This window comes from Clostridium sp., assembly GCF_051650885.1.
GTDB lineage: Bacteria > Bacillota > Clostridia > Clostridiales > Clostridiaceae > Clostridium.
Map to the genome: position 1 here is coordinate 1 of NZ_JBOFRG010000040.1, position 20,009 is coordinate 20,009.

20 protein-coding genes, 1 tRNA gene and 1 rRNA gene are annotated in these 20,009 nt (G+C 28.9%); 17 read left to right on the forward strand and 5 right to left on the reverse strand.

All coding sequences use genetic code 11. The annotated features are described in order from the left end of the window. From ACRC28_RS01490 to ACRC28_RS01510, 5 genes are all read left to right on the forward strand, one after another. Positions 1-1,138 (forward strand): polyamine aminopropyltransferase (locus ACRC28_RS01490; RefSeq protein ID WP_438541686.1); only part of this gene is annotated, 1,138 nt, incomplete at its 5' end. A gap of 143 nt (positions 1,139-1,281) precedes the next feature. Next, positions 1,282-2,643, forward strand: coding sequence for a L,D-transpeptidase family protein (locus ACRC28_RS01495; RefSeq protein WP_438541687.1), 1,362 nt, complete (start codon positions 1,282-1,284; stop codon positions 2,641-2,643). 99 nt (positions 2,644-2,742) lie between these two features. Beyond that, positions 2,743-3,432 (forward strand): MgtC/SapB family protein, encoded by a 690-nt coding sequence (locus ACRC28_RS01500; protein ID WP_438541688.1) that lies wholly within the window; start codon positions 2,743-2,745, stop codon positions 3,430-3,432. Positions 3,433-3,629: 197 nt separating this feature from the next. Beyond that, complete coding sequence (locus ACRC28_RS01505) at positions 3,630-5,705, forward strand: elongation factor G (protein WP_438541689.1); 2,076 nt, start codon at positions 3,630-3,632, stop codon at positions 5,703-5,705. 45 nt (positions 5,706-5,750) lie between these two features. Further along, complete coding sequence (locus tag ACRC28_RS01510) at positions 5,751-5,987, forward strand: hypothetical protein (protein ID WP_438541690.1); 237 nt, start codon at positions 5,751-5,753, stop codon at positions 5,985-5,987. A 76-nt stretch (positions 5,988-6,063) separates the two neighbouring features. Here ACRC28_RS01510 and ACRC28_RS01515 read toward each other — a convergent pair whose 3' ends face one another. Then, positions 6,064-7,710, reverse strand: coding sequence for a PTS transporter subunit EIIC (locus ACRC28_RS01515; RefSeq protein ID WP_438541691.1), 1,647 nt, complete (start codon positions 7,708-7,710; stop codon positions 6,064-6,066). Positions 7,711-8,126: 416 nt separating this feature from the next. On the opposite strand from ACRC28_RS01515, the gene licT reads away from it, so the two are divergent. The 6 genes from licT to ACRC28_RS01545 all read left to right on the forward strand — a co-directional run bounded on the left by licT (position 8,127) and on the right by ACRC28_RS01545 (position 14,340). Then, complete coding sequence (gene licT, locus ACRC28_RS01520) at positions 8,127-8,951, forward strand: BglG family transcription antiterminator LicT (protein WP_438541692.1); 825 nt, start codon at positions 8,127-8,129, stop codon at positions 8,949-8,951. Between the two features lie 21 nt (positions 8,952-8,972). Further along, positions 8,973-9,596 (forward strand): histidine phosphatase family protein, encoded by a 624-nt coding sequence (locus ACRC28_RS01525; protein WP_438541693.1) that lies wholly within the window; start codon positions 8,973-8,975, stop codon positions 9,594-9,596. Positions 9,597-9,869: 273 nt separating this feature from the next. Continuing rightward, positions 9,870-10,859, forward strand: a complete 990-nt coding sequence (locus ACRC28_RS01530; RefSeq protein WP_438541694.1) for a phosphodiester glycosidase family protein — start codon at positions 9,870-9,872, stop codon at positions 10,857-10,859. 12 nt (positions 10,860-10,871) lie between these two features. After that, entirely contained in the window at positions 10,872-11,873 is a 1,002-nt protein-coding gene (locus tag ACRC28_RS01535; RefSeq protein ID WP_438541695.1) for a hypothetical protein, read from the forward strand. Between the two features lie 127 nt (positions 11,874-12,000). Next, the gene (locus tag ACRC28_RS01540) at positions 12,001-13,236 is read left to right on the forward strand and encodes a competence/damage-inducible protein A (protein WP_438541696.1); all 1,236 of its coding nucleotides are present in this window, start codon (positions 12,001-12,003) and stop codon (positions 13,234-13,236) included. Positions 13,237-13,434: 198 nt separating this feature from the next. Next, complete coding sequence (locus ACRC28_RS01545; protein WP_438541698.1) at positions 13,435-14,340, forward strand: lysostaphin resistance A-like protein; 906 nt, start codon at positions 13,435-13,437, stop codon at positions 14,338-14,340. 52 nt (positions 14,341-14,392) lie between these two features. On the opposite strand, the gene ACRC28_RS01550 is transcribed toward ACRC28_RS01545, so the two are convergent. The 3 genes from ACRC28_RS01550 to ACRC28_RS01560 all read right to left on the reverse strand — a co-directional run bounded on the left by ACRC28_RS01550 (position 14,393) and on the right by ACRC28_RS01560 (position 16,596). After that, positions 14,393-14,788 carry a hypothetical protein gene (locus ACRC28_RS01550; RefSeq protein ID WP_438541699.1) on the reverse strand — a complete coding sequence of 132 codons (396 nt, stop codon included), beginning with the start codon at positions 14,786-14,788 and terminating at the stop codon, positions 14,393-14,395. Positions 14,789-14,863: 75 nt separating this feature from the next. After that, positions 14,864-15,739, reverse strand: a complete 876-nt coding sequence (locus ACRC28_RS01555; RefSeq protein WP_438541700.1) for a fused DSP-PTPase phosphatase/NAD kinase-like protein — start codon at positions 15,737-15,739, stop codon at positions 14,864-14,866. 119 nt (positions 15,740-15,858) lie between these two features. Next, positions 15,859-16,596 carry an NAD-dependent protein deacylase gene (locus ACRC28_RS01560; RefSeq protein ID WP_438541701.1) on the reverse strand — a complete coding sequence of 246 codons (738 nt, stop codon included), beginning with the start codon at positions 16,594-16,596 and terminating at the stop codon, positions 15,859-15,861. Positions 16,597-16,757: 161 nt separating this feature from the next. Between ACRC28_RS01560 and ACRC28_RS01565 the strand changes: the two genes are divergently transcribed. The 6 genes from ACRC28_RS01565 to ACRC28_RS01590 all read left to right on the forward strand — a co-directional run bounded on the left by ACRC28_RS01565 (position 16,758) and on the right by ACRC28_RS01590 (position 18,803). Further along, positions 16,758-17,195, forward strand: coding sequence for a GNAT family N-acetyltransferase (locus ACRC28_RS01565; protein ID WP_438541702.1), 438 nt, complete (start codon positions 16,758-16,760; stop codon positions 17,193-17,195). Beyond that, the gene (locus ACRC28_RS01570) at positions 17,192-17,632 is read left to right on the forward strand and encodes a hypothetical protein (protein WP_438541703.1); all 441 of its coding nucleotides are present in this window, start codon (positions 17,192-17,194) and stop codon (positions 17,630-17,632) included. Before ACRC28_RS01565 ends, ACRC28_RS01570 begins: the two co-directional genes overlap by 4 nt. 36 nt (positions 17,633-17,668) lie before the next feature. Further along, positions 17,669-17,785: ribosomal RNA gene (gene rrf, locus ACRC28_RS01575) — 5S ribosomal RNA — on the forward strand. A gap of 6 nt (positions 17,786-17,791) precedes the next feature. Beyond that, positions 17,792-17,867: transfer RNA gene (locus ACRC28_RS01580), tRNA-Phe, on the forward strand. Between the two features lie 470 nt (positions 17,868-18,337). Next, entirely contained in the window at positions 18,338-18,541 is a 204-nt protein-coding gene (locus ACRC28_RS01585) for a hypothetical protein (RefSeq protein ID WP_438541704.1), read from the forward strand. A 55-nt stretch (positions 18,542-18,596) separates the two neighbouring features. After that, a complete protein-coding gene (locus tag ACRC28_RS01590) occupies positions 18,597-18,803 on the forward strand; it encodes a hypothetical protein (protein ID WP_438541705.1) in 207 nt (68 codons plus the stop codon). Between the two features lie 64 nt (positions 18,804-18,867). Here ACRC28_RS01590 and ACRC28_RS01595 read toward each other — a convergent pair whose 3' ends face one another. Next, complete coding sequence (locus ACRC28_RS01595; protein WP_438541706.1) at positions 18,868-19,545, reverse strand: uracil-DNA glycosylase; 678 nt, start codon at positions 19,543-19,545, stop codon at positions 18,868-18,870. Positions 19,546-20,009 lie beyond the last annotated feature (464 nt).

The window sequence follows — 20,009 nt, forward strand, 5'->3', positions numbered from 1 at the left end:
TGAAGAAGAGGAAAACTTGAAAGAAACAATAGCAAATATTTTAAGCTTTGATTATATAGGGGCATTAATAGGTTCATTAGCATTTCCTTTAGTATTATTACCTAACTTAGGACAACTAAAAACAAGTTTTTTAGTTGGAATTATAAATATAATAGTAGGAACAGTTTTAGTTTTTGTATATAAGAAGAAATTAAAAAATTACAAAATATTGAGAGGGGTTGGGATAGGATTATTTTTGATAATGGGAACTTTCTTTTTAAATGGAGATAAACTATCTAAAAGCCTTGAAGATAACTTATATAGAGATAGAGTGATTTATAGTACACAAACTAAATATCAAAAAATAGTAGCAACAAAGCATAAAGATGATTTTAGGTTATTTTTAAATGGAAATATTCAATTTAGTTCAAAGGATGAATACAGATATCATGAAGTTTTAGTACATCCTGCTATGAGCTTAGCTAAAGATAGGGAACGAATTTTAGTTTTAGGTGGTGGTGATGGATTAGCAGTTAGGGAAATTTTAAAGTATGAAGATGTAAAAGAAATAACATTGGTAGATATAGATAATGAAATGGTGGAGTATTGTAAAAGTAATAAGGAAATAAAAAAATTAAATGAAGGTTCCTTAGAGAATGATAAATTAAAAATAGTAACAGAAGATGCATATATTTTTTTAGAAGAAAATAGAGAAAGGTATGATGTAGTAATAGTCGATTTACCAGATCCAAATAATGAAGGGTTAAATAAATTATATACAAATGTGTTTTATAGATTGATATATTCCTCATTAACAAAGGAAGGAGTTTTAGTAGTTCAATCTACTAGTCCACTAAATTCTAATAGTGCTTTTTGGTGTATAAATGAAACTATAAAATCAGAAGACTTTAAGGTTAAACCTATGGAAGTATATGTACCTTCATTTGGAAGTTGGGGATTTAATATTTGCAAAAAAAGTGAATTTAATGTAGATAAATTAAGGATAGAAAAAGAGTTAAAATATTTGAATGAAGACACAGTTAAAGAGATATTTTTCCTTGGAGAGGATGAAAAGAAAAAAGACAAAAAATTAGAGATTAATACATTAAATAAGCCTAAATTAATAGAGTATTATAGTGAGGCGGTTGATAGGATTTAGGATAGATATGTATACAAAATGGAAAAATTGTAATCTAGATGACATTGATTAAAAAAAATACTATTGTTATAATATTATAATATCTAAACTTGGTATAAAATTTGAGATGAGAGGAATGATATTAAGTTTGGAGAAATAGTATTATGAAAAAATTAATAATAGGTATTATTATAGCAATTGCTATAATTATAGTTGGATATTTAGGTTTTTCACTTTATTTTATGAATCACTTTTTCTTTGGTTCTACAATAAATAATGTTAATGTATCAGGTAGAACAGTTGGAAGTGCTACAAAGTTAGTGGAAGAAAAAATAAACGATTATAAATTAGAAATAAAAGGACGCGATCATGTTTCAGGATATGTTGATACAAAAGATTTAGGCTTTAAGTATGATATTAGTAATGAGGCAACAGAATTAAAAAATAAGCAAACTCCATTTTTATGGATAGTGCAAATATTTAATAATAATTATAAAAAGATTGATATAACTCAAACTTATAATAAGGAAATATTAAATAAATCTTTGGATAAAATTTTTGATTTTAGAGAAGAAATGGAACCTAAAAATGCTGGATTTGAATATGAGAATGGAAAATATATAATTACGGATTCAGTTCAGGGAGATAAGATAGATATAAATAAATTAGATACAGTTATTTTACAAGCGGTTGAAAAAAATGAAAAGAAAATAAATGTAGAAAATTTAGGGTGTTATGAAAAACCAACATATCTAAAAGATTCAGAAAAAACAATAGAGGCTCAAAAAACATTAAATAAATATGTAAATACAAAGGTAACATATACTTTTGGAGATGAGTCTGTAGTTTTAGATGGAGACACTATAAATAAATGGCTTTATGTAGATAAAGACATGAATGTTCATATTAGTAGTGATAAGGTTACAACTTATGTACAAGCATTAGCTAGTAAATATGATACTGTTGGAAAAGAGAGAACCTTTAAAACATCTTTAGGAACAATGGCAACAGTTAAAGGTGGAGACTTTGGGTGGAAGATAAATGTCCAAGCTGAAGTGGAAAAGTTAACTTCTAATATAGAAGAGGGACAAACTGTTACAAGAGAGCCAGTTTATTCTCAAAAAGGATTACCTTATGGAACAGATGGGTTAGGTAATACTTATGTAGAGGTAAATATACCAAAACAAAAGTTATGGTACTACAAAGATGGCAAGCTTATTATAGAAAGTGATGTAGTTACAGGAAATATAAGCAAGAAGGATGGAACTCCAGATGGAGTATATTATGTAAAATATAAAGAACATGATACTCATTTAAAAGGTAAAAACTACGATGTACCAGTGAAATTCTGGATGCCATTTAATGGTGGAATAGGTCTTCATGATGCATGGTGGAGAAACGGTAAATTTGGTGGAAACATTTATAAAACTGATGGTTCACATGGATGTGTGAATTTACCACCAAAAACAGCAGAAACAATATATAATAATATAACACCAGGAACTATTGTAGTTTGTTATGGTTAAAGAAAAGCTATTTCTAAATTTTTAGAAATAGCTTTTTTACATAAAAAAAGGTAAAAAAGGTAAGAATAAGTTTTATTGATGAAAATAGGAGGAAATAGAATGTCAAATTACTTTAGTTATATGGAATCTATAAATATGCCATGGGATTTCGTAATCAGATTAATAATTGCAGCAATACTTGGAGGTGTTGTTGGATATGAAAGAGAATCTCATTCAAAACAGGCAGGTATAAAAACTCATATATTAGTATGTATCGGAGCAGCTTTAATAATGATTGTATCGCAATACGGTTTTTTTGCAGTGCTAGGAGAGAATGTACGGGTGGATCCAAGCAGGATAGCAGCACAGGTTGTTTCAGGAATTGGTTTTCTTGGAGGGGGAATAATTCTAAAAGATAGTGGGAATATTAGAGGGCTTTCAACAGCTGCAGGAATTTGGTGTGTAGCAGGAATTGGTCTTGCAATAGGATGTGGACTGTATTTAATCTCAGTTTGTACAACAATTTTAATACTTATAGTATTTGAAGTATTAACAAGGTTATCTAAGAATTTTTATAATAAGCAATTAGAAATAAGCATAAGAGCAAAAGAGGGAAAATATGAAATTTTTCAAGAATTAATAAAAGGGAATAATGTAATCATAACTAATATGAAGGTTAAAAGTGAAGAAGATAAATTTAATGTAGCCACATATAGATTAAGAATAAAGACAAATAAGGATGCAGAAAGAGTAATAAAAAGAGTTTGCGAATCAAAAGAATTATATTTAGAGTATTTTGAAATACTTTAAGATTGATTTAAAAAGAGAGAAAGCAGACAATTTAACATAAAATAAGCAAAGTGAGTAAAAAAGAGAGAATAAAGATTTTTTAATAAGTTATGAGATTAAATCTTTCATACAAGGTTAAACCTTTTCATAAATATAAACAAAAGAGTTTGTGAAAGGCTGGTGAAAAATATATATCTATAAAGGTATATATGGGCATTATGAAAGAATATTGTATAAAAAATCTTAGAAATGTTGGATTAATAGGTCATGGAGCAACAGGAAAAACATCCTTAGTAGAACAAATAGCATATAAATGCGGAATAATAGATAGAGTTGGGAAAGTAGAAGATAAGAATACTATTAGTGATTTTGATAATGAAGAAAAAAAGAGAGGATATTCAATTTCACTTTCAGTAGTACCAGTTGAAAAAGATGATATAAAAATTAACTTAGTAGATATTCCAGGATACTTTGACTTTTATGGCGAAAGTATTCAGGGAATGAGAGCTGTTGATGTAGCAAATATAGTTGTTTGTGGTGTATCAGGAGTACAGGTAGGAACAGAAAAAGCTTGGGATTATTGTAATAAAATAAAATTATCTAGGACTTTTTTTATAAATAAACTAGATAGAGAAAATTCAAATTTTGATAAAGTCTTAGAGGAATTAAAAGATAGGTTTGGAATAAGTGTAGTGCCGATTCAATATCCAATAGGAAAAGAAGAGGGGTTCAAGGGAATAATAAATATAATTTCTGAAAGAGCTAGAATATATAATCCTAAAACAAAAAAGATGGAAGAAGGCGAAATTCCAAAAGAACTTGCTGATAAAGTTAGTGAGTGTAAGCAAATGATAACAGAAGCAGTTGCAGAAACAAGAGAAGAGCTTTTAGATAAGTATTTTAATGAAGGGGTTTTAACAGAAGAAGAGATTTATAATGGATTGTTAGATGGATGTGCAAGAGGTGAAATAGCACCTGTTATGTGTGGAAGTTCTATAAATGGTATTGGAGTAGAGTGTTTATTAGAAGATATAGCTATGTGTTTCCCAACTCCAGAATTGTCATTAGCACAAAAGTGTGTAAGAGAGGATAGTGAAACAGATCATATTTGCTTAGATGAAGAAGAAAGATTTTCAGCATTTATATTTAAAACAGCAATAGATCCTTTTGCAGGAAAGTTATCTTATTTTAGAGTTATAACAGGAGAGGTTAAAAATAATGACAGCATAATAAATAGGAATAAGGATGTAGAGGAAAAAATAAATAATTTATATTTTATAAAAGGAAAAAATACAGAAAGAACAAATCGAGTAATTGCAGGAGATATTGGTGTCATTGCAAAATGTGATTCATTTGAAACGGGAGATACTATAACTAGCTTAGATTACAATGTTATTTATGATAAATTAAACTTTAAAAAGCCAATGATGCATATGGCAGTTTATCCAAAGGATAAGGGCAGTGAGGATAAAATCAATTTAGGATTAAATAAAATTATTGAAGAAGATAAGTCTTTAATTTTAGAAAGACGTGAAACTACAGGAGAACAAGTAATTAGTGGAGTATCAAAATTACATTTAGAAGTAGTTGAAAGTAAGCTAAAAGATAAGTTTGGGGCAGAAGTTATCTTTAAGAAGCCTAAATTTAATTATAAAGAAACTATAACTAGTCATTCAGATGTTCAAGGAAAGCATAAAAAGCAATCAGGTGGACATGGGCAATATGGGGATGTAAAAATAAAATTTGAAAGAAGAACTGATGGAAGCCCAGAGCTAGAATTTGTAGATAAGGTAGTTGGAGGAGCAGTTCCAAGAAACTTTATACCAGTGGTTGAAAAAGCATTAGAAGATTGTATGAAAAAAGGAGTACTGTTAGAATACCCAATGGTAGAACTTAGAGCAACTCTTTATGACGGTTCAAGTCATGCTGTAGATTCTTCAGAAATGGCATTTAAAATAGCTACTGCAATAGCATATAAAAAAGGGATTGAACTTGCAAAACCAATAATATTAGAACCTATAATGAAAGCTTCGATATATATTCCAGATGAAAATATGGGAGATGTTATATCTGATATGAATAAAAGAAGAGGACGTATACTTGGAATGGAAGGAGAAGGTGAAGTAAAAACAATTATAGCTGAAGTTCCAGAAAATGAACTGTTTGAATATGCAATAGATTTACAGGCAATGACAAGTGGAAGAGGATATTTTGAAGTAGAATACTCGAGACATGAAGAGCTTTCAAAGGTAGAAACATTAAAATTAATCGAAAATAAAGAAAAAGAAGAATAAAATGGAACCTCTCTTATCATAATAAAAAGGTAGGAGGGGTTTTTTATGTCAAATTATATAATGAATGTAAAAAAAGAATTAACTAAGCAGGAGTATGGAAATATCCACGATTATTTAGGCATAATTTGTGTTGAAGATGAGTTTACTATGAAAATAGAAAACATGAAGCTTATAAATTTTGAAATAGTAAATAAAATTTTTGAGGAAAATAATATAGTAAAAATAGAAGAAGATGTTTATGAAAATGGAAAATGTATTATTAAAGGTAGCAAAATATATTAGTAAAAATAATTTTAAAATAGGAAATGCCGCAGAAAATTAATTCTACGGCATCTTTTATTTTCTTAAAAAGAAGGGATTAATCTTCTCCTAAGATTGAGTTAATTTCATTTTTATAAGAGTTAGCTTTAGCACCGAAGATAACTTGGACACCATTTCCTACCTCAACAACACCAGCAGCACCTAAGTCTGTTAATGTATCTTTTTCTACAAGTGATTTATCTTTAACTTCAACTCTAAGTCTTGTGATACAAGCATCAACGCTAACGATGTTATTTTCTCCACCTAAAGCATTTAAAACTAAAGGAGCATTAACTTGAATTTCATCACCAGAGTTAGAACCTTGGAAATCTTTCTTTGTAAATAATTTAGTTTCTTTTTCTTCTGAGTCTCTACCAGGTGTCTTTAAGTTGAATTTCTTAATTATAAAGCTAAATAAGAAGTAGTAAACTACAGCGTATACAGCACCAACTAAAAGAACCATAAACCATTTTGTAGGTACACCAGCACCAGCAGGTAAAAGACCAAATAATGAGAAGTCAATAAATCCTCCTGAGAAAGTCATTCCTATAAATACATTGAAGATATCCATTAACATGAATGAAAGTCCTGCAAGTAAACAGTGCACTCCATAAAGAACTGGAGCTACGAATAAGAATGTAAATTCTAATGGTTCAGTAATACCTGTTAAGAATGAAGTTACAGCAGCAGAAATCATAAGTGATGCAACAACTTTCTTTTTAGTAGGATGAGCACATTTATACATTGCAAATGCAGCAGCAGGTAAACCAAACATCATGAATGGGAATTTACCAGCCATAAATCTTGTAGTACCAGCAACGATGTTAGACATAACTTCTGGGCTTGCACCAACTAAGTCAGTCATGCTTGATAATTGAGCAAAATATGCAGTGTTTGCACCAGCAACAACAGTTTGAGCACCATCAACTATAATGTTTGCTTCAACAAATGAACCAAACCAGAATGGAGTGTAGAACACGTGGTGTAATCCAAATGGAATTAATGATCTTTCAACTAATCCAAATAAGAAAGTACCAAAGTATCCAGCATTTTTAACTAATTCAGCAATTAAGCTTATTCCATTTTGAACAACCGGCCAAGCGAAAGCTAAAAGTCCTCCAACTAAAGCCATAACTAAAGCAGTTATAATTGGAACAAATCTTGACCCTGCGAAGAATCCAATAACTGCAGGTAATTCAATATTGTAAAATTTATTGTGAAGTATTGAAGTGATTATACCTGTTATAATTCCTCCAAATACAGACATGTTAAGAGTGAAAATTCCTAAGTTTGTAGTAACATAAGTTCCATATTCTCCAACATTATCAGGTGTAACTACACCTAATTGAGTAACTCCAAGAGTTAAAAGTGTTGATATAACTTGGTTCATAACAATGAAACCAAATACAGAAGCTAAACCAGCAGTTCCTTTATCTTTCTTAGCTAGTCCAACAGCAACCCCAACAGCAAATAATAATGGTAAGTTACCAAAAACAATATCTCCAACATTTTTCATTACTGTTAATATAGCTGTAACAGCTGGATTATTAACGAATGAAATTAATGGTTCGTATACAGCAGGAGCATTTTGTAGTCCTGCAATTCCAAGTAAGGCACCACCAACACCAAGTAAAATACCTGCGATAGGTAATGCGGCAATTGGAAGCATAATAGCTTTTCCGATTCTTTGTAAAGTTTGTAGCATGAATAATTCCTCCTAAATAATAATTAATAAATAAATTTTTAGAATAAAAAAGACCTAAATATTTATAAATCATTTAGGTATAAAGATACCTAGATTTACAGATATTTAAGTCTTGCCTGTTTATAGTAACAATCTTACTATATTAAATTTTGAAGTTTGTTTAACGAAAAGGATGAGTGACATTTGCCTAATTAAATAGTAACAAAAAATCACTGGTTATTTACAAGTAAATGTTATCATAGAAAAAATATAAATGTCAACACAAATATTAATAAATTTTGAAAAATGTGAAAAAGATGATAATATAGGTAAGGGAAATATTTTTGAGGGTTAATTAAAAATATAAATAAAATTTGTGATATTAAGACGTAGAAATAGATATTAATAAATAAAGCTTATAAATTTACGGAGGGTGTATGAGAGTAAGTAAAATTTTAAATAATAATGTTGTTGTAGCTAATATTGATGGTGAAGAGATTATTGTTATGGGAAAAGGTGTTGGTTTTCAGAAAAGCTTAGGGGATATTGTAAAGCCAAATAGCATAGAAAAAGTATTTAAATTGCAAGGTGAGAGAGAAAATAAAAGTTTTAAGCAACTTATGGGCGAAACACCGGAGGAATATTTAAACATAACTAAAGATATTGTAAAGATAGCAGAAGATAAACTAAACACAACATTAAATGAAGTAATATTTATTATGTTAACTGACCACTTATATTTTGCAGTAACAAGAGAAAAAGAAGGAATTAGAATTGATAATCCAATATTATGGGAAATAAAAAGTCTTTATAAGAAAGAGTTTGAAGTAGGTCTTAAAGGAATAGAAATCGTAGAAAAATATACAGGAACAAAGTTATCAGAAGATGAAGCAGGATTTGTAGCACTTCATATTATAAACTCAGCACTAAATGAAGATATGTCAAACACAATGAATATAACTATAATGACTAATAAAATATTAAGTATTGTAAAAAGAGAATACAATATAGAGTTTGATGAAAATTCACTGGATTATATGAGATTTATAACACATTTAAAATTTTTTGCACAAAGAATATTTAAAAGAACACAGGTAAAAGATGAAGATAAAGATTTTTATGAAATGGTAGTAAATAAATATAGTAATGAAAAAGAATGTGTTGATAAAATTGAGGCATATATAGAAAAACAGTTTAATTATAGATTATCAAAACAAGAAATAATTTATTTAATTATGCATATAAGAAAATTTAGAATATAAGGTAACACAAGGAGGAAAAAGATGATAACAATATATTTGACTAGACATGGACAAACAGAGTGGAACTTAGAAAAAAGACTTCAAGGAAGAGGAAATTCACCATTAACAGAGTTTGGGGTAGAAAGAGCTAAAGAATTATCAAAGAGGGTAAGTACTATGAAAATAGATAAAATATACACAAGCCCTATTGAAAGAGCGTATAAGACAGCTGAAATTGTAAAAGGAAATAAAGAGATAGAATTTTTAAGCGAAGAAGGCTTAATGGAAATGAGCTTTGGAGATTTTGAAGGTCAAAAAATAGATGACTTATTTAAAATAGATAAGAATTTTGATATGAATCTTATAATGACAGGAAACACAGAGATTAAAGCGCCTAATGGTGAAACATTAAAGGAAGTTAGAGAAAGAGTAAAGGCATTTATGGATAGAGTTATTAAGGAAGATGATGAAAAAACTATTATGATAGTTACTCATGGAATAACATTAAAAGCTTTAATGCATTACTTTAAAGACGAAGAAGCAAATACAGAAGTAATGGGACAAGCTACTCTAACTAAGATATTGGTAGAAAATGAAAATGTAAAAATAGAATTTAAAAATGATGGAAGTCACTTTACAAAGGAAAATGCAACTACTGGATGGTAGGCTTTAATGAATAAAAAAAATGAAAAATATAGATACTATTTTAGAAATGTAGAATAAATATTAACAAGGTTTATAAGGAAAATGTAATTGATTAAATATAGATAAAAACGTAAGAAATTTGTAATTAATTATATAAATTTTAAGAAAAGCAAAAAATAGTTGTGAACTAAGGGTGAATAATAAGTAACTTATTTAAAAATGTTCCCATTTATTTAATTCAAAGCTTTGAAAAAATTATATAATGAAAAATATTATGTAATTAGGAGAGTTCTTATGAAGAAGAAAAAAAAGAAGAAATGGAAGCTTGTAATAGCTTTTGTGGTTTTCGAAGTAATATTTACTGCAATAACAGCACCATTTGTTCTTCTATATGGACCATTTGATACTGCTAAAAGGATATATGTTGGATCAGCAATGACAACATTTAGTCATCAGTATTTAGCAACAGCATTTTTATCTAAAGAAAAGATAAATGAAATTTTAAATTCAAGTGCTGGAAGTAATTCGGTTCAAGGAGACAATGGATCAACAGTTGATATACAAGGTACTCATGATAATAGGATAGACCTATATAAATTTGATAATTCAAAATATACAGGATATATGTTAGTAATTAATAATCCTAAGAGGATAAAGGTTGCATATACAAATAGTTTATACAAAAAAGGTGAAACTACATCACAAATGGCAATACAAAACAATGCTGTAGCAGCAATTAATGGTGGAGCTTTTGTGGATACATCAAGTAGTGCAAACTGGACTGGTAATGGTGGAACACCAAGTGGTGTTATCATATCAGATGGAAAAGTTGTAGCATCAGATTTAAAACCTGGAGAATCAACTACATGTATGGCAATGGATGCACAAGGGAAAATGTATGCGGGATCATATACTCTTCAGCAACTTAAAAATATGGGAGTTACACAAGCAGTAAGCTTTGGACCAGTGCTTGTACAAAATGGTAAACCAACAGATCTTTCAGGAGTATCAGCAACATGGGGAGTTGCACCAAGAACAGCTATAGGTCAAAGAGCTGATGGAGCAATAGTTATGATGGTTATTGATGGAAGAAGTATTGTAAATGGGTTAGGAGCTACAATGACAGAGCTTCAAACATTAATGCTTACAAAAGGACAGTGTGTAACAGCGATAAACTTAGATGGTGGTAAATCATCAACTATGTATTTAGATGGAAAAGTAATAAATAATCTATCTAATGGTTTAGGTGAGAGATATATCGTATCATCAGTAGTGGTTAAGTAGTGAGGAGAAAAGATGAAGAAAATAAAACTTATAATATTATGGGTGTTAATATCTCTTGTAATACAATGTGGTATCTTATTTTATCTAAATAATTTCTACTTTGAAGATGACACAAATGTTAATATGCAAAAAATATCAATATCCGATAGTATGAATCAAAAAACAGTTCATATAGAAATACCGGGAGATGCTCAAAATGTGGGAGTATCATTTGATGGTGTATATATCACATATCAAACAAATGGAGTATATAAAATTGCAGACTCTTCTGAAGGGAAAACGAAAGATTTAGGAACAGAAGAAAATCCAATATTATGTGCTAAGTGGCTAGATGGAAGAGATATGTTATTAAACTTACAAAATAATGATGGAGAAGTTGTTCTTTATAGTTATGATGCACAAACAGGACAAAATAGAAAATTAGTTAATATAGCACCATACAGTCAAAGCTATGTTAATTACGATATTAAAGCATCAACTATTACAGGAGTTACGTATGTGCAGATAAATAATACTATTTTTAGAATAGATATTAACCAAACAAGTGCACAACCAATATATCCAGTTGTTAATCAATTAGGAAGTATGGATACAATGCCAACACAAGATAGATTAATTTATGTTGCAAAGGGTGGAAATATACTTCATATTACACAACCAAATGGAAGAATTCCAATGAATACAAAGAATCCGTTAACTATTTTAGGTATTGATGATAATGGAACTATTTACTTAGGTGAAGTAAATAATGGAGAAATTAGTAGCATAGTAACTAAGGATTTAGATAATACTAATGCACAAAGTAAAGTTATTTCACTAAAGGAACCAGTGAAAAGTAGTGATATAAATGTTAGACAGGATGGACAAATATATGTAAACTACAGTTCGCAAAGTGAAGTTGACGAAATTACAACTCAAAAAGTAACTAAGTATAATGGTCAATTCTTAGGATTCTATCAGTATGGTGTTTCATACCTTAAAGATGGAAAGTATTATAAAGAGATGTTTAAATAAAAGATGCCTTAGGGCATCTTTTTCTTTTACTTTGATAGCTAATATAGCAAATACTTTTCATCTTTTATAAGTGGTATAATAAAGAAAAAAGGAGGTGAAAGAGACTATTTAAAAATAGTCTAAAATTATGAGATGTGAATTAATATCTGTAGGAACTGAAATTTTATTAGGAGATATAGTAAATACAAATGCACAATATTTATCAAGAGAACTTGCAAATATAGGTGTTGAAGTATATCACCAAAGTGTTGTAGGGGATAATGAGGACAGAATTCTTAAAGCATTTGAAGAAGGATTATTAAAGAGTGATATTATAATTACAACAGGTGGGCTTGGACCAACTAAAGATGATATGACGAAGGAGCTGGCATGTAAGTATTTTGGATTTGAATCTGTGTTACATGAGGAAAGCTTAAAAGATATTCAAGAGTATTTTGAGAAACTTGGTAGAAAATATACAAAGAGTAATGAAAAACAAGCATATTTTCCTAAGGAAGCTAGAGTATTAAAAAATGATAACGGAACTGCACCAGGAGCTATCTTAGAAAAGGATGGAAAGATAATAATAATATTACCAGGACCACCAAGAGAAATGAAACCAATGTTCAATGATAGAGTAAGACCTTATTTAGAGGAGTTAACAGGAAATACAATTATCTCTGAAGTAATTAGGGTTTATGGAGTTGGAGAAAGTACACTAGAAAATATGGTTCAAGATTTAATAGATGATGGTATAAATCCAACTGTAGCACCTTATGCAAAAGAAGGAGAGGCACTTCTTAGAGTGACAGCGAAAGCAAAAACTGTAGAAGAGGCAAAAGAAATAATAAAGCCAGTTATAAAAGAAATACAAGAAAGAGTTGGAGAAAACATATATAACATTGGTGAAGAGGGATTAAATTTAGTTGTAGGAAAGCTTTTAGTAGAAAAAGGTATGACTATAGGAACAGCAGAATCTTGTACAGGAGGATTACTTGGAGGAACTTTAATAGATTATCCAGGAATATCTGAGGTGTTTTTAGAAGGTGCTATAACTTATTCAAATGAAGCTAAAATGAGAACGTTAGGTGTTAAAGAAGAAACGTTAAATGCTGTAGGAGCAGTAAGTGAAGAAACTGCAATTGAGATGGCAGAAGGAATAAGAAAAAGATGTTGTTCTAAAATAGGAGTTTCAACAACAGGAATAGCAGGACCAGGAGGCGAAACAAAAGATAAACCAGTAGGACTTGTATATATAGCAGTAGCAACAGAAGATGGTGCTATAGTAACGAAGAATATATTTAATGGGGATAGAAATTCTGTAAGAAGAAAAGCGTGCCTTAAAGCGTTAGATATGATTAGACGAGAGATTTTAAAAAAGTAAGCATTATAATTACTATATATGCATAGGCTTATAATAATACAATCCCTCTTATCTTAGGAGAGATAAGAGGGATTGTGTTATTTGTATATAAATAAAATGGGGGAGAGGCGATTAATTAATGAAGCAAATAGCCTCAATAATAAGTATCTCCTTATTATAAAAATTTATACTATGGAAAATTTTAAAAGGGGGAATTTTATGAAGAAGATTTATAGGGGAAATTTGTTTTTTTTCATTATACTGGTATGGGGAATATTTAGTAGCTTTTTATTGTATGACATATTTAAAGAATTGCAGATTTTTGATCCTAGAATAAGATTGGTTATGAGTCATTTCATAAGCTTTTTTATTCCATCTATATTATATGTGATAATAACAAAACAAAAGTTTAGGGAAGTATTTAAGTTTCGTAAGCTAAAGGTAGGAGAATTAATATTAATTATAGTACTGGGAATTGTATGTGTACCATTCACAGGGGCATTTGGAAGTATAAGTAGTATATTTTTTAAGAATACAATTAGTGATTTTATGGGGAGCATAGGAGGGACACCATATTTAATATTATTATTACTGATAGCTGTTATGCCTGCAATCACTGAAGAAATATCCCTAAGGGGAGTTGTACTTAGTAATTATGATGAAAAAAGCAATTTTAAAGCAGCTCTTGTTGGAGGATTTTTATTTGGTGTATTTCACTTAAATGCCCATCAGTTTATTTATACAGCAGCATTAGGATTTGTTCTAGTTTACGCCGTGAGAGTTACAGGATGTATTTTTTCATCTATGATAATTCACTTTATAATAAATGGAACATCAGTAACGTTGCAGAAGATACAACACAATGCAATGAAGGCAATAGGAGAATCAGAAAAAGTAGTAGAGGTAGGAAGTGGAATAAATGTAGGTGATATAGTAGGAATTATATTTACTATAGTGATTACAGGAGGCATCATTTATACTATTTTAAAGAAGCTAGAAAGAATAAATATAGTAAGAGGGAATATTAATAAAAGTTATAGTAATGTCATAGGAGAAAAAATAATAAATTTACCGCTTATAATGAGTGTAATAGTATTTATTGTTTTTATGACCTTGTTTAGATAAAGGGAAAGAAGCTATCTTAAAAAAGGTAGCTTCTTTTAGTATTGAAGATTATTTATTGAAATGAAGTGAAAAATTTCTTGTTAATCCATCCTCTAGAATTATCACTTCTATTTACAGGTAGAGCAACATAAAACCAGGTTGAGTTTTTAAAGAAACATTCATCAAGAATGGCAACTTCCATATGAATACTTGTTTTCTCAATAATACCTTGTTCATCAGGAGAAAGATAAACCATTGCTCCAGATTTAATAAGACCCAACTTATGAGATGGGATTTTGAAATCTATGTGAACAGAAGTATTTCCTTTTGGCATTTTAGATTTTAGATTGTTTAAATTGCTAGTTAAAATAATTAAATCATTTTTTAGGTTAGAAATTCTACTCTCATAAGTAAAAATTATAAAAGCTAATGTGCCGATAACTAAGATTATAAAAATTATATATATCATAATAAAAACTCCTAAATACACTATTTATATAAGTATATTTAGGAGTAGTATTAAAAATACATAATAAACCTTTAATTAATTAAAAGTTGAAAACTTTTTAGTGAAATCACCTTTTTTACAGTATGCATAGAATTTAGTATAAAGAGCCATACGCTCCTTATCTTCTAAGCCTTTTTCTTTATCTTCAAGGTTTCCAAGTTTAATTTGTCTTAAAATAATATCGTTCATAGGAACCGTTTTAGCATTTTTCATCATATCATACATTGTCATAAAATTAGTTGTTCTACCAATACCTTCTTTACAATGGAAATGAAGCCAAGAATTTTTAGGTAACTTATTAACTGCAGCTACAAAATAATCAACCATTTCAGGAGTTGGAGGTTTAGTATCAGTTACAGTTACTCTCACATAATTATCTTTATTATTTTTAATAAGAGTTTGTTCTGAGTAAACTTCCTTTGGAGTAATAGAAGTTCCTTTTATAGTGATAGGAGTGCCTATTTTAATGCTAGCAAGCTGTGCATCATTTCTAGCTATAACTTGACTATGAGTAAGTCCCATGTTAGCTTTATCACCATCACCTTCAAAGCTTATAGGAAGACCATTGATAAATCCATGTGATTCTTGTCTTAAATCAAAGAAAACAAGTGTTTTATCTTTTGGAAGTTGTTCTTTCAGAAGAGTCAGACCATCTTTAGAATACTGTTGACTACCAGAAATATTCAAACACTTTAATCCAGTTAAATTAAGATTTCCAGGGTCCTCAATAGGGTCATTCGATTTTCTAAAACGTTCTGGAAGTTTGTTATGATTGTCATTGTCAAAAACTAAAACTTGTTTATCAACAGGAACATCTTCACCCATTTGAGAGAAAGCACTAATTGGTGTTCCAAGCAATGAGAATAAAAGTAATAGGGGAATTAATTTGATAAATTTTAAATTTTTTTTCATATTAAAAAAATCACCTCTTTCAGATATAGATTTTCCAAAATGGTGATTTTTATAAGTAATATTCAAAAATAATCCACAAAAAGTGGTTATAGATTAGAGAAAATTAATTTAAATGTGGATTAAAGGTTATTAACTGCTTCTCCAAGAACTTTACCAATAGAATCATTAATAATAAGTGTAGCTTTAGAATCAGCAGAAGTAGAGCTTTTATTAATTAAAATTAGATTTTTACCTCTAAAATAATCAATAAGACCAGCAGCAGGATAAACAATTAAAGAAGTTCCACCGATTATTAAAGTATCAGCTTTTGTAATAGCATCTATAGCACCATTAATAATACTATTATCAAGACCTTCTTCATAAAGAACTACATCAGGCTTAACAATACTAGAACAATTAGTACATACAGGAACGTCATTAGAATTTAAAATGAATTTTTCATCATAAAATTGTCCACACTTAGTACAATAGTTTCTAAGAACAGAACCATGAAGTTCAAAGACATTCTTAGAACCAGCAGCTTGATGAAGACCATCAATATTTTGAGTGATAACAGCTTTAAGCTTTCCAAGCTCCTCAAGTTTAGCCAAAGCTATATGTGCATTATTAGGTTTAGCATCAGGATAAATAAGCTTAGCTTTATAAAAATTGAAAAATTCTTTAGGGTATCTAACATAGAAAGAGTGAGATACAAGTTGTTCAGGGGTAAAAGTCATATTAAGCTTTTCATTGAATAAACCATTAGCACTTCTAAAATCAGGAATATTACTTTCTGTACTAACTCCAGCACCGCCAAAAAACACAATGTTATTACTTTCTCTTAAAATCTCAGTAAGTTGTTCTATTTTATTAGTCATTAAATCATCTCCAAATTAAATATATTATTATTTCATTATGACAGAATAGGCAAAAGAATTAAATGATATGAAGGAAGTAAGGTAAAGAAAGAGGAAAATAATCAATTGTAATAAATTGGATTAGAGAGTAAAATGAGGTTATAGAATAAAGGAGAATAAAAATGATTAAAGAAATAAAAAAAGATGATTTAAAAGAAATGGTAGAAATATATATAGAGGCATTTAATAATGAACCATGGAATGATGAGTGGACAGTAGAGACTGCAACAGAAAGATTAAATAATATGATGAATGATAGCGGAGTTTATGGGATAAAGGTAATTGAAGACAATAAGATATGTGGATTTATATTAGGGCATGAAGAAGTTTTTTATAATGGGAAAATGTTTAATATAAAAGAATTCTGCACAGATAGAAATCAACAGGGCAAAGGATATGGGCAAAAATTAATTTTAGAATTAGAAAAAAGATTAGAAGAAAGAAAAATAAAAGAAATAATATTAATGACAACAAGAGATGAAAAAGCAGAAGGATTTTATAATAGAAGAGGATATAAAGTACATGAGGGATTAGTTATGATGGGAAAGGAGTTAATATGAGAGAAGAAAATTTGAAATTAAAGCTTTTAGATAACTTAAACAATGCAATATCAAATTTAACAATATTAATGGGAGAAGCTATTGATAAAGAAGAATTTAATGAAGCTAAAAAATATGCAGAAGGGCTAGATAAAATTTCTAGAGAGTTTAAAGTAACATATAATAATGCAGGGAGTTATTTAGTAGATATAAATATAGCTTTGAATAATTTTGAAGAGGCTAGTAAATGGTTTAAGATATGCTGCGAAGATATTTTGATAAATAATTTTCAAGAGAGCAAGTATTTTAGTGAGGAATTAATAGGCTATGATAATCCAGAAGAAATAATAAGAAGGGAAGCGAAAAGCTTTGTTGAAAAAGATTATGTTGAATTAGAAAACTACAAAGAATATAAAGAAGGAAAAGAAAGTCTAAAAAAATATTTAAAAAAATATTGACAAAAGTGGAAAACTAATATATTATTAATTAAGTAATCTAGTGATGATGGCATAGAGGAAACACTCCTTCCCATTCCGAACAGGAAAGTTAAGCTCTATAACGGCGATGGTACTGCACGGGAGACTGTGTGGGAGAGTAGCAAGTTGCTAGGTCAGTATGGCTCGATAGCTCAGTCGGTAGAGCAGAGGACTGAAAATCCTCGTGTCGCTGGTTCGATTCCTGCTCGAGCCACCAAAGCATTAACGTAAGTTAATGCTTTTTTTTTTGTATTTTAGAACCACAGGTTTGACCTGTGGTTCTAAAAGCTTTTAGCTATGCGTGAATAAAAAAATACCTCCTTTAGGAAAATAATTTAGGTTTACCAACCAAATTAAAACCAAAGGAGGTCTGTTCAAAATTAAAAATAATGAGTTAGAGAATGTCACAAAACAGAAGGTGAGATTGTTAAATACATAGATAGCAGAATGATAAGAAGATTTTATTTATCAAAATAAAAAAAGTTTGATATAAAATGAAACAAAAATAAAAGTTAAAACGTCTAATTATTATAAGAGAAAAATGATTAAAAAAATAAAAAAATGAAATACTTAAAATAAGTGAGTTCAATGTTAATAAAAGACTAAGAATTACTTAAGAAGATATTAAGGAAAAATTAATATCTAATATGTAGAATAAAATTATAGAAATAATTGGAGGCAAGGGCTATGGTATATGAAGAGGAAAAAAGAATTATAAAAAGGGAAGAAAGGTGTTTAACACTATTTTTAATTGTAGGAATATTAATAGGAAGTATAGTGGGAATATACTTAGAAAATATAATTTTATATTTTTCCGTATTCGGAGTAGTGGGTGTTTTAATGGGAAGTATATTTAATATGGTAGTGAGAAATAAAAAAATAAGTAAATAAAAAATAAATAAATGAATATAGTGATATAGTAATCTTTTAATTTAGGAGAAAAATTATGGAGTTTGTACTAGTTGCATCACTATTAATAGTAACTGCAAGTATCGTTGGAGTAATGACAACTAAACATGTAAATACAAAAAATAGAGAGGAAAAGTGTTTATATGATAAAGAAACAATAGATATAATGAAAACATACTGTTTAATAAATGATGAAGAATACAGACTAATGTTAAAAAATCTTAATGAAAAGAAAATAAACTAAAAAAAGGCTATTGCAAAATAATGAAAATATTTTGTGATAGCCTTTTTAGATTTAACAAATTCATTTAAATATTTTTAATCTCCCAATCAATAGGAGAAAGATTATTTGCTATTAAAAATTCATTGGTTTTAGAAAATGGTTTGCTACCAAAAAATCCACGTCTTGCTGATAGCGGACTTGGATGCACTGATTGAAGAATTAAATGTTTTTTGTTAGTAATTAATGATTTTTTTGAAATAGCATTATTCCCCCAAAGAATAAAGACAACAGGAGTTTCTTTTTCATTGATTAAAGAAATAATTTTATCAGTAAAAATTGACCAACCAATTTTTTGATGAGAATTAGGAGAAGCTTGAATAACAGTTAAAGAAGTATTTAAAAGAAGTACTCCCTGTTCAGCCCATTTCTTCAAATAACCATGATTAGGAATAGGAAATCCTAAATCACTTTGAAGTTCCTTATAGATATTTAATAAAGAAGGTGGAATTTTAACACCAGGGTTTACTGAAAAGCTTAAGCCGTGTGCTTGATTAGCACCGTGATAGGGATCTTGACCTAGAATAACAACTTTTACATCTTCATAAGAAGTCAAATTTAAAGCTTCAAATAAAAATTCTCTAGGAGGATAAATAACTTTAGATTTATACTCATCATTTAACAAATTCATTAACTTATAATAATACTCTTTAGAAAACTCTTCTTTTAATAAAGAAGACCAAGATTTATTTAATGTATAACTCATAATACGTGGCAAGCCACTAAACACCTCATTTCTTTTAATAAATATTAGATGGTTATAGTATACCACGGGAAAGGAAAAATAATTTGAATTTTTTGAAAAAGTAAATAAACAAGTCCATGAGTATCAATATAAGAAAATTTAAGGAAATAGGAATAAAAAAAAGAATAGAGTGAATAATAAGCTTATAAGAGATAAAAACAACATTTATTATTAAGTAAAGATGGTAAGATAAATGAGTCGCTTGGCTAGTCCAAAAGACACACAGAACTTTCGAAAAATAACTTTTAAAAAGTTGTTGACAAAGAAAAGTTCCGGTGATAAGATGAGTAAGTCGCCAAAAGCGATTGAAACAAATGGTCTTTGAAAATTGAACAGAATAATATATAAACAAACTTAAACCAGCAATTCTTTTATTAGTAAGTTTTATGAGCAATTTAAGATTAAACTTTTTATTGAGAGTTTGA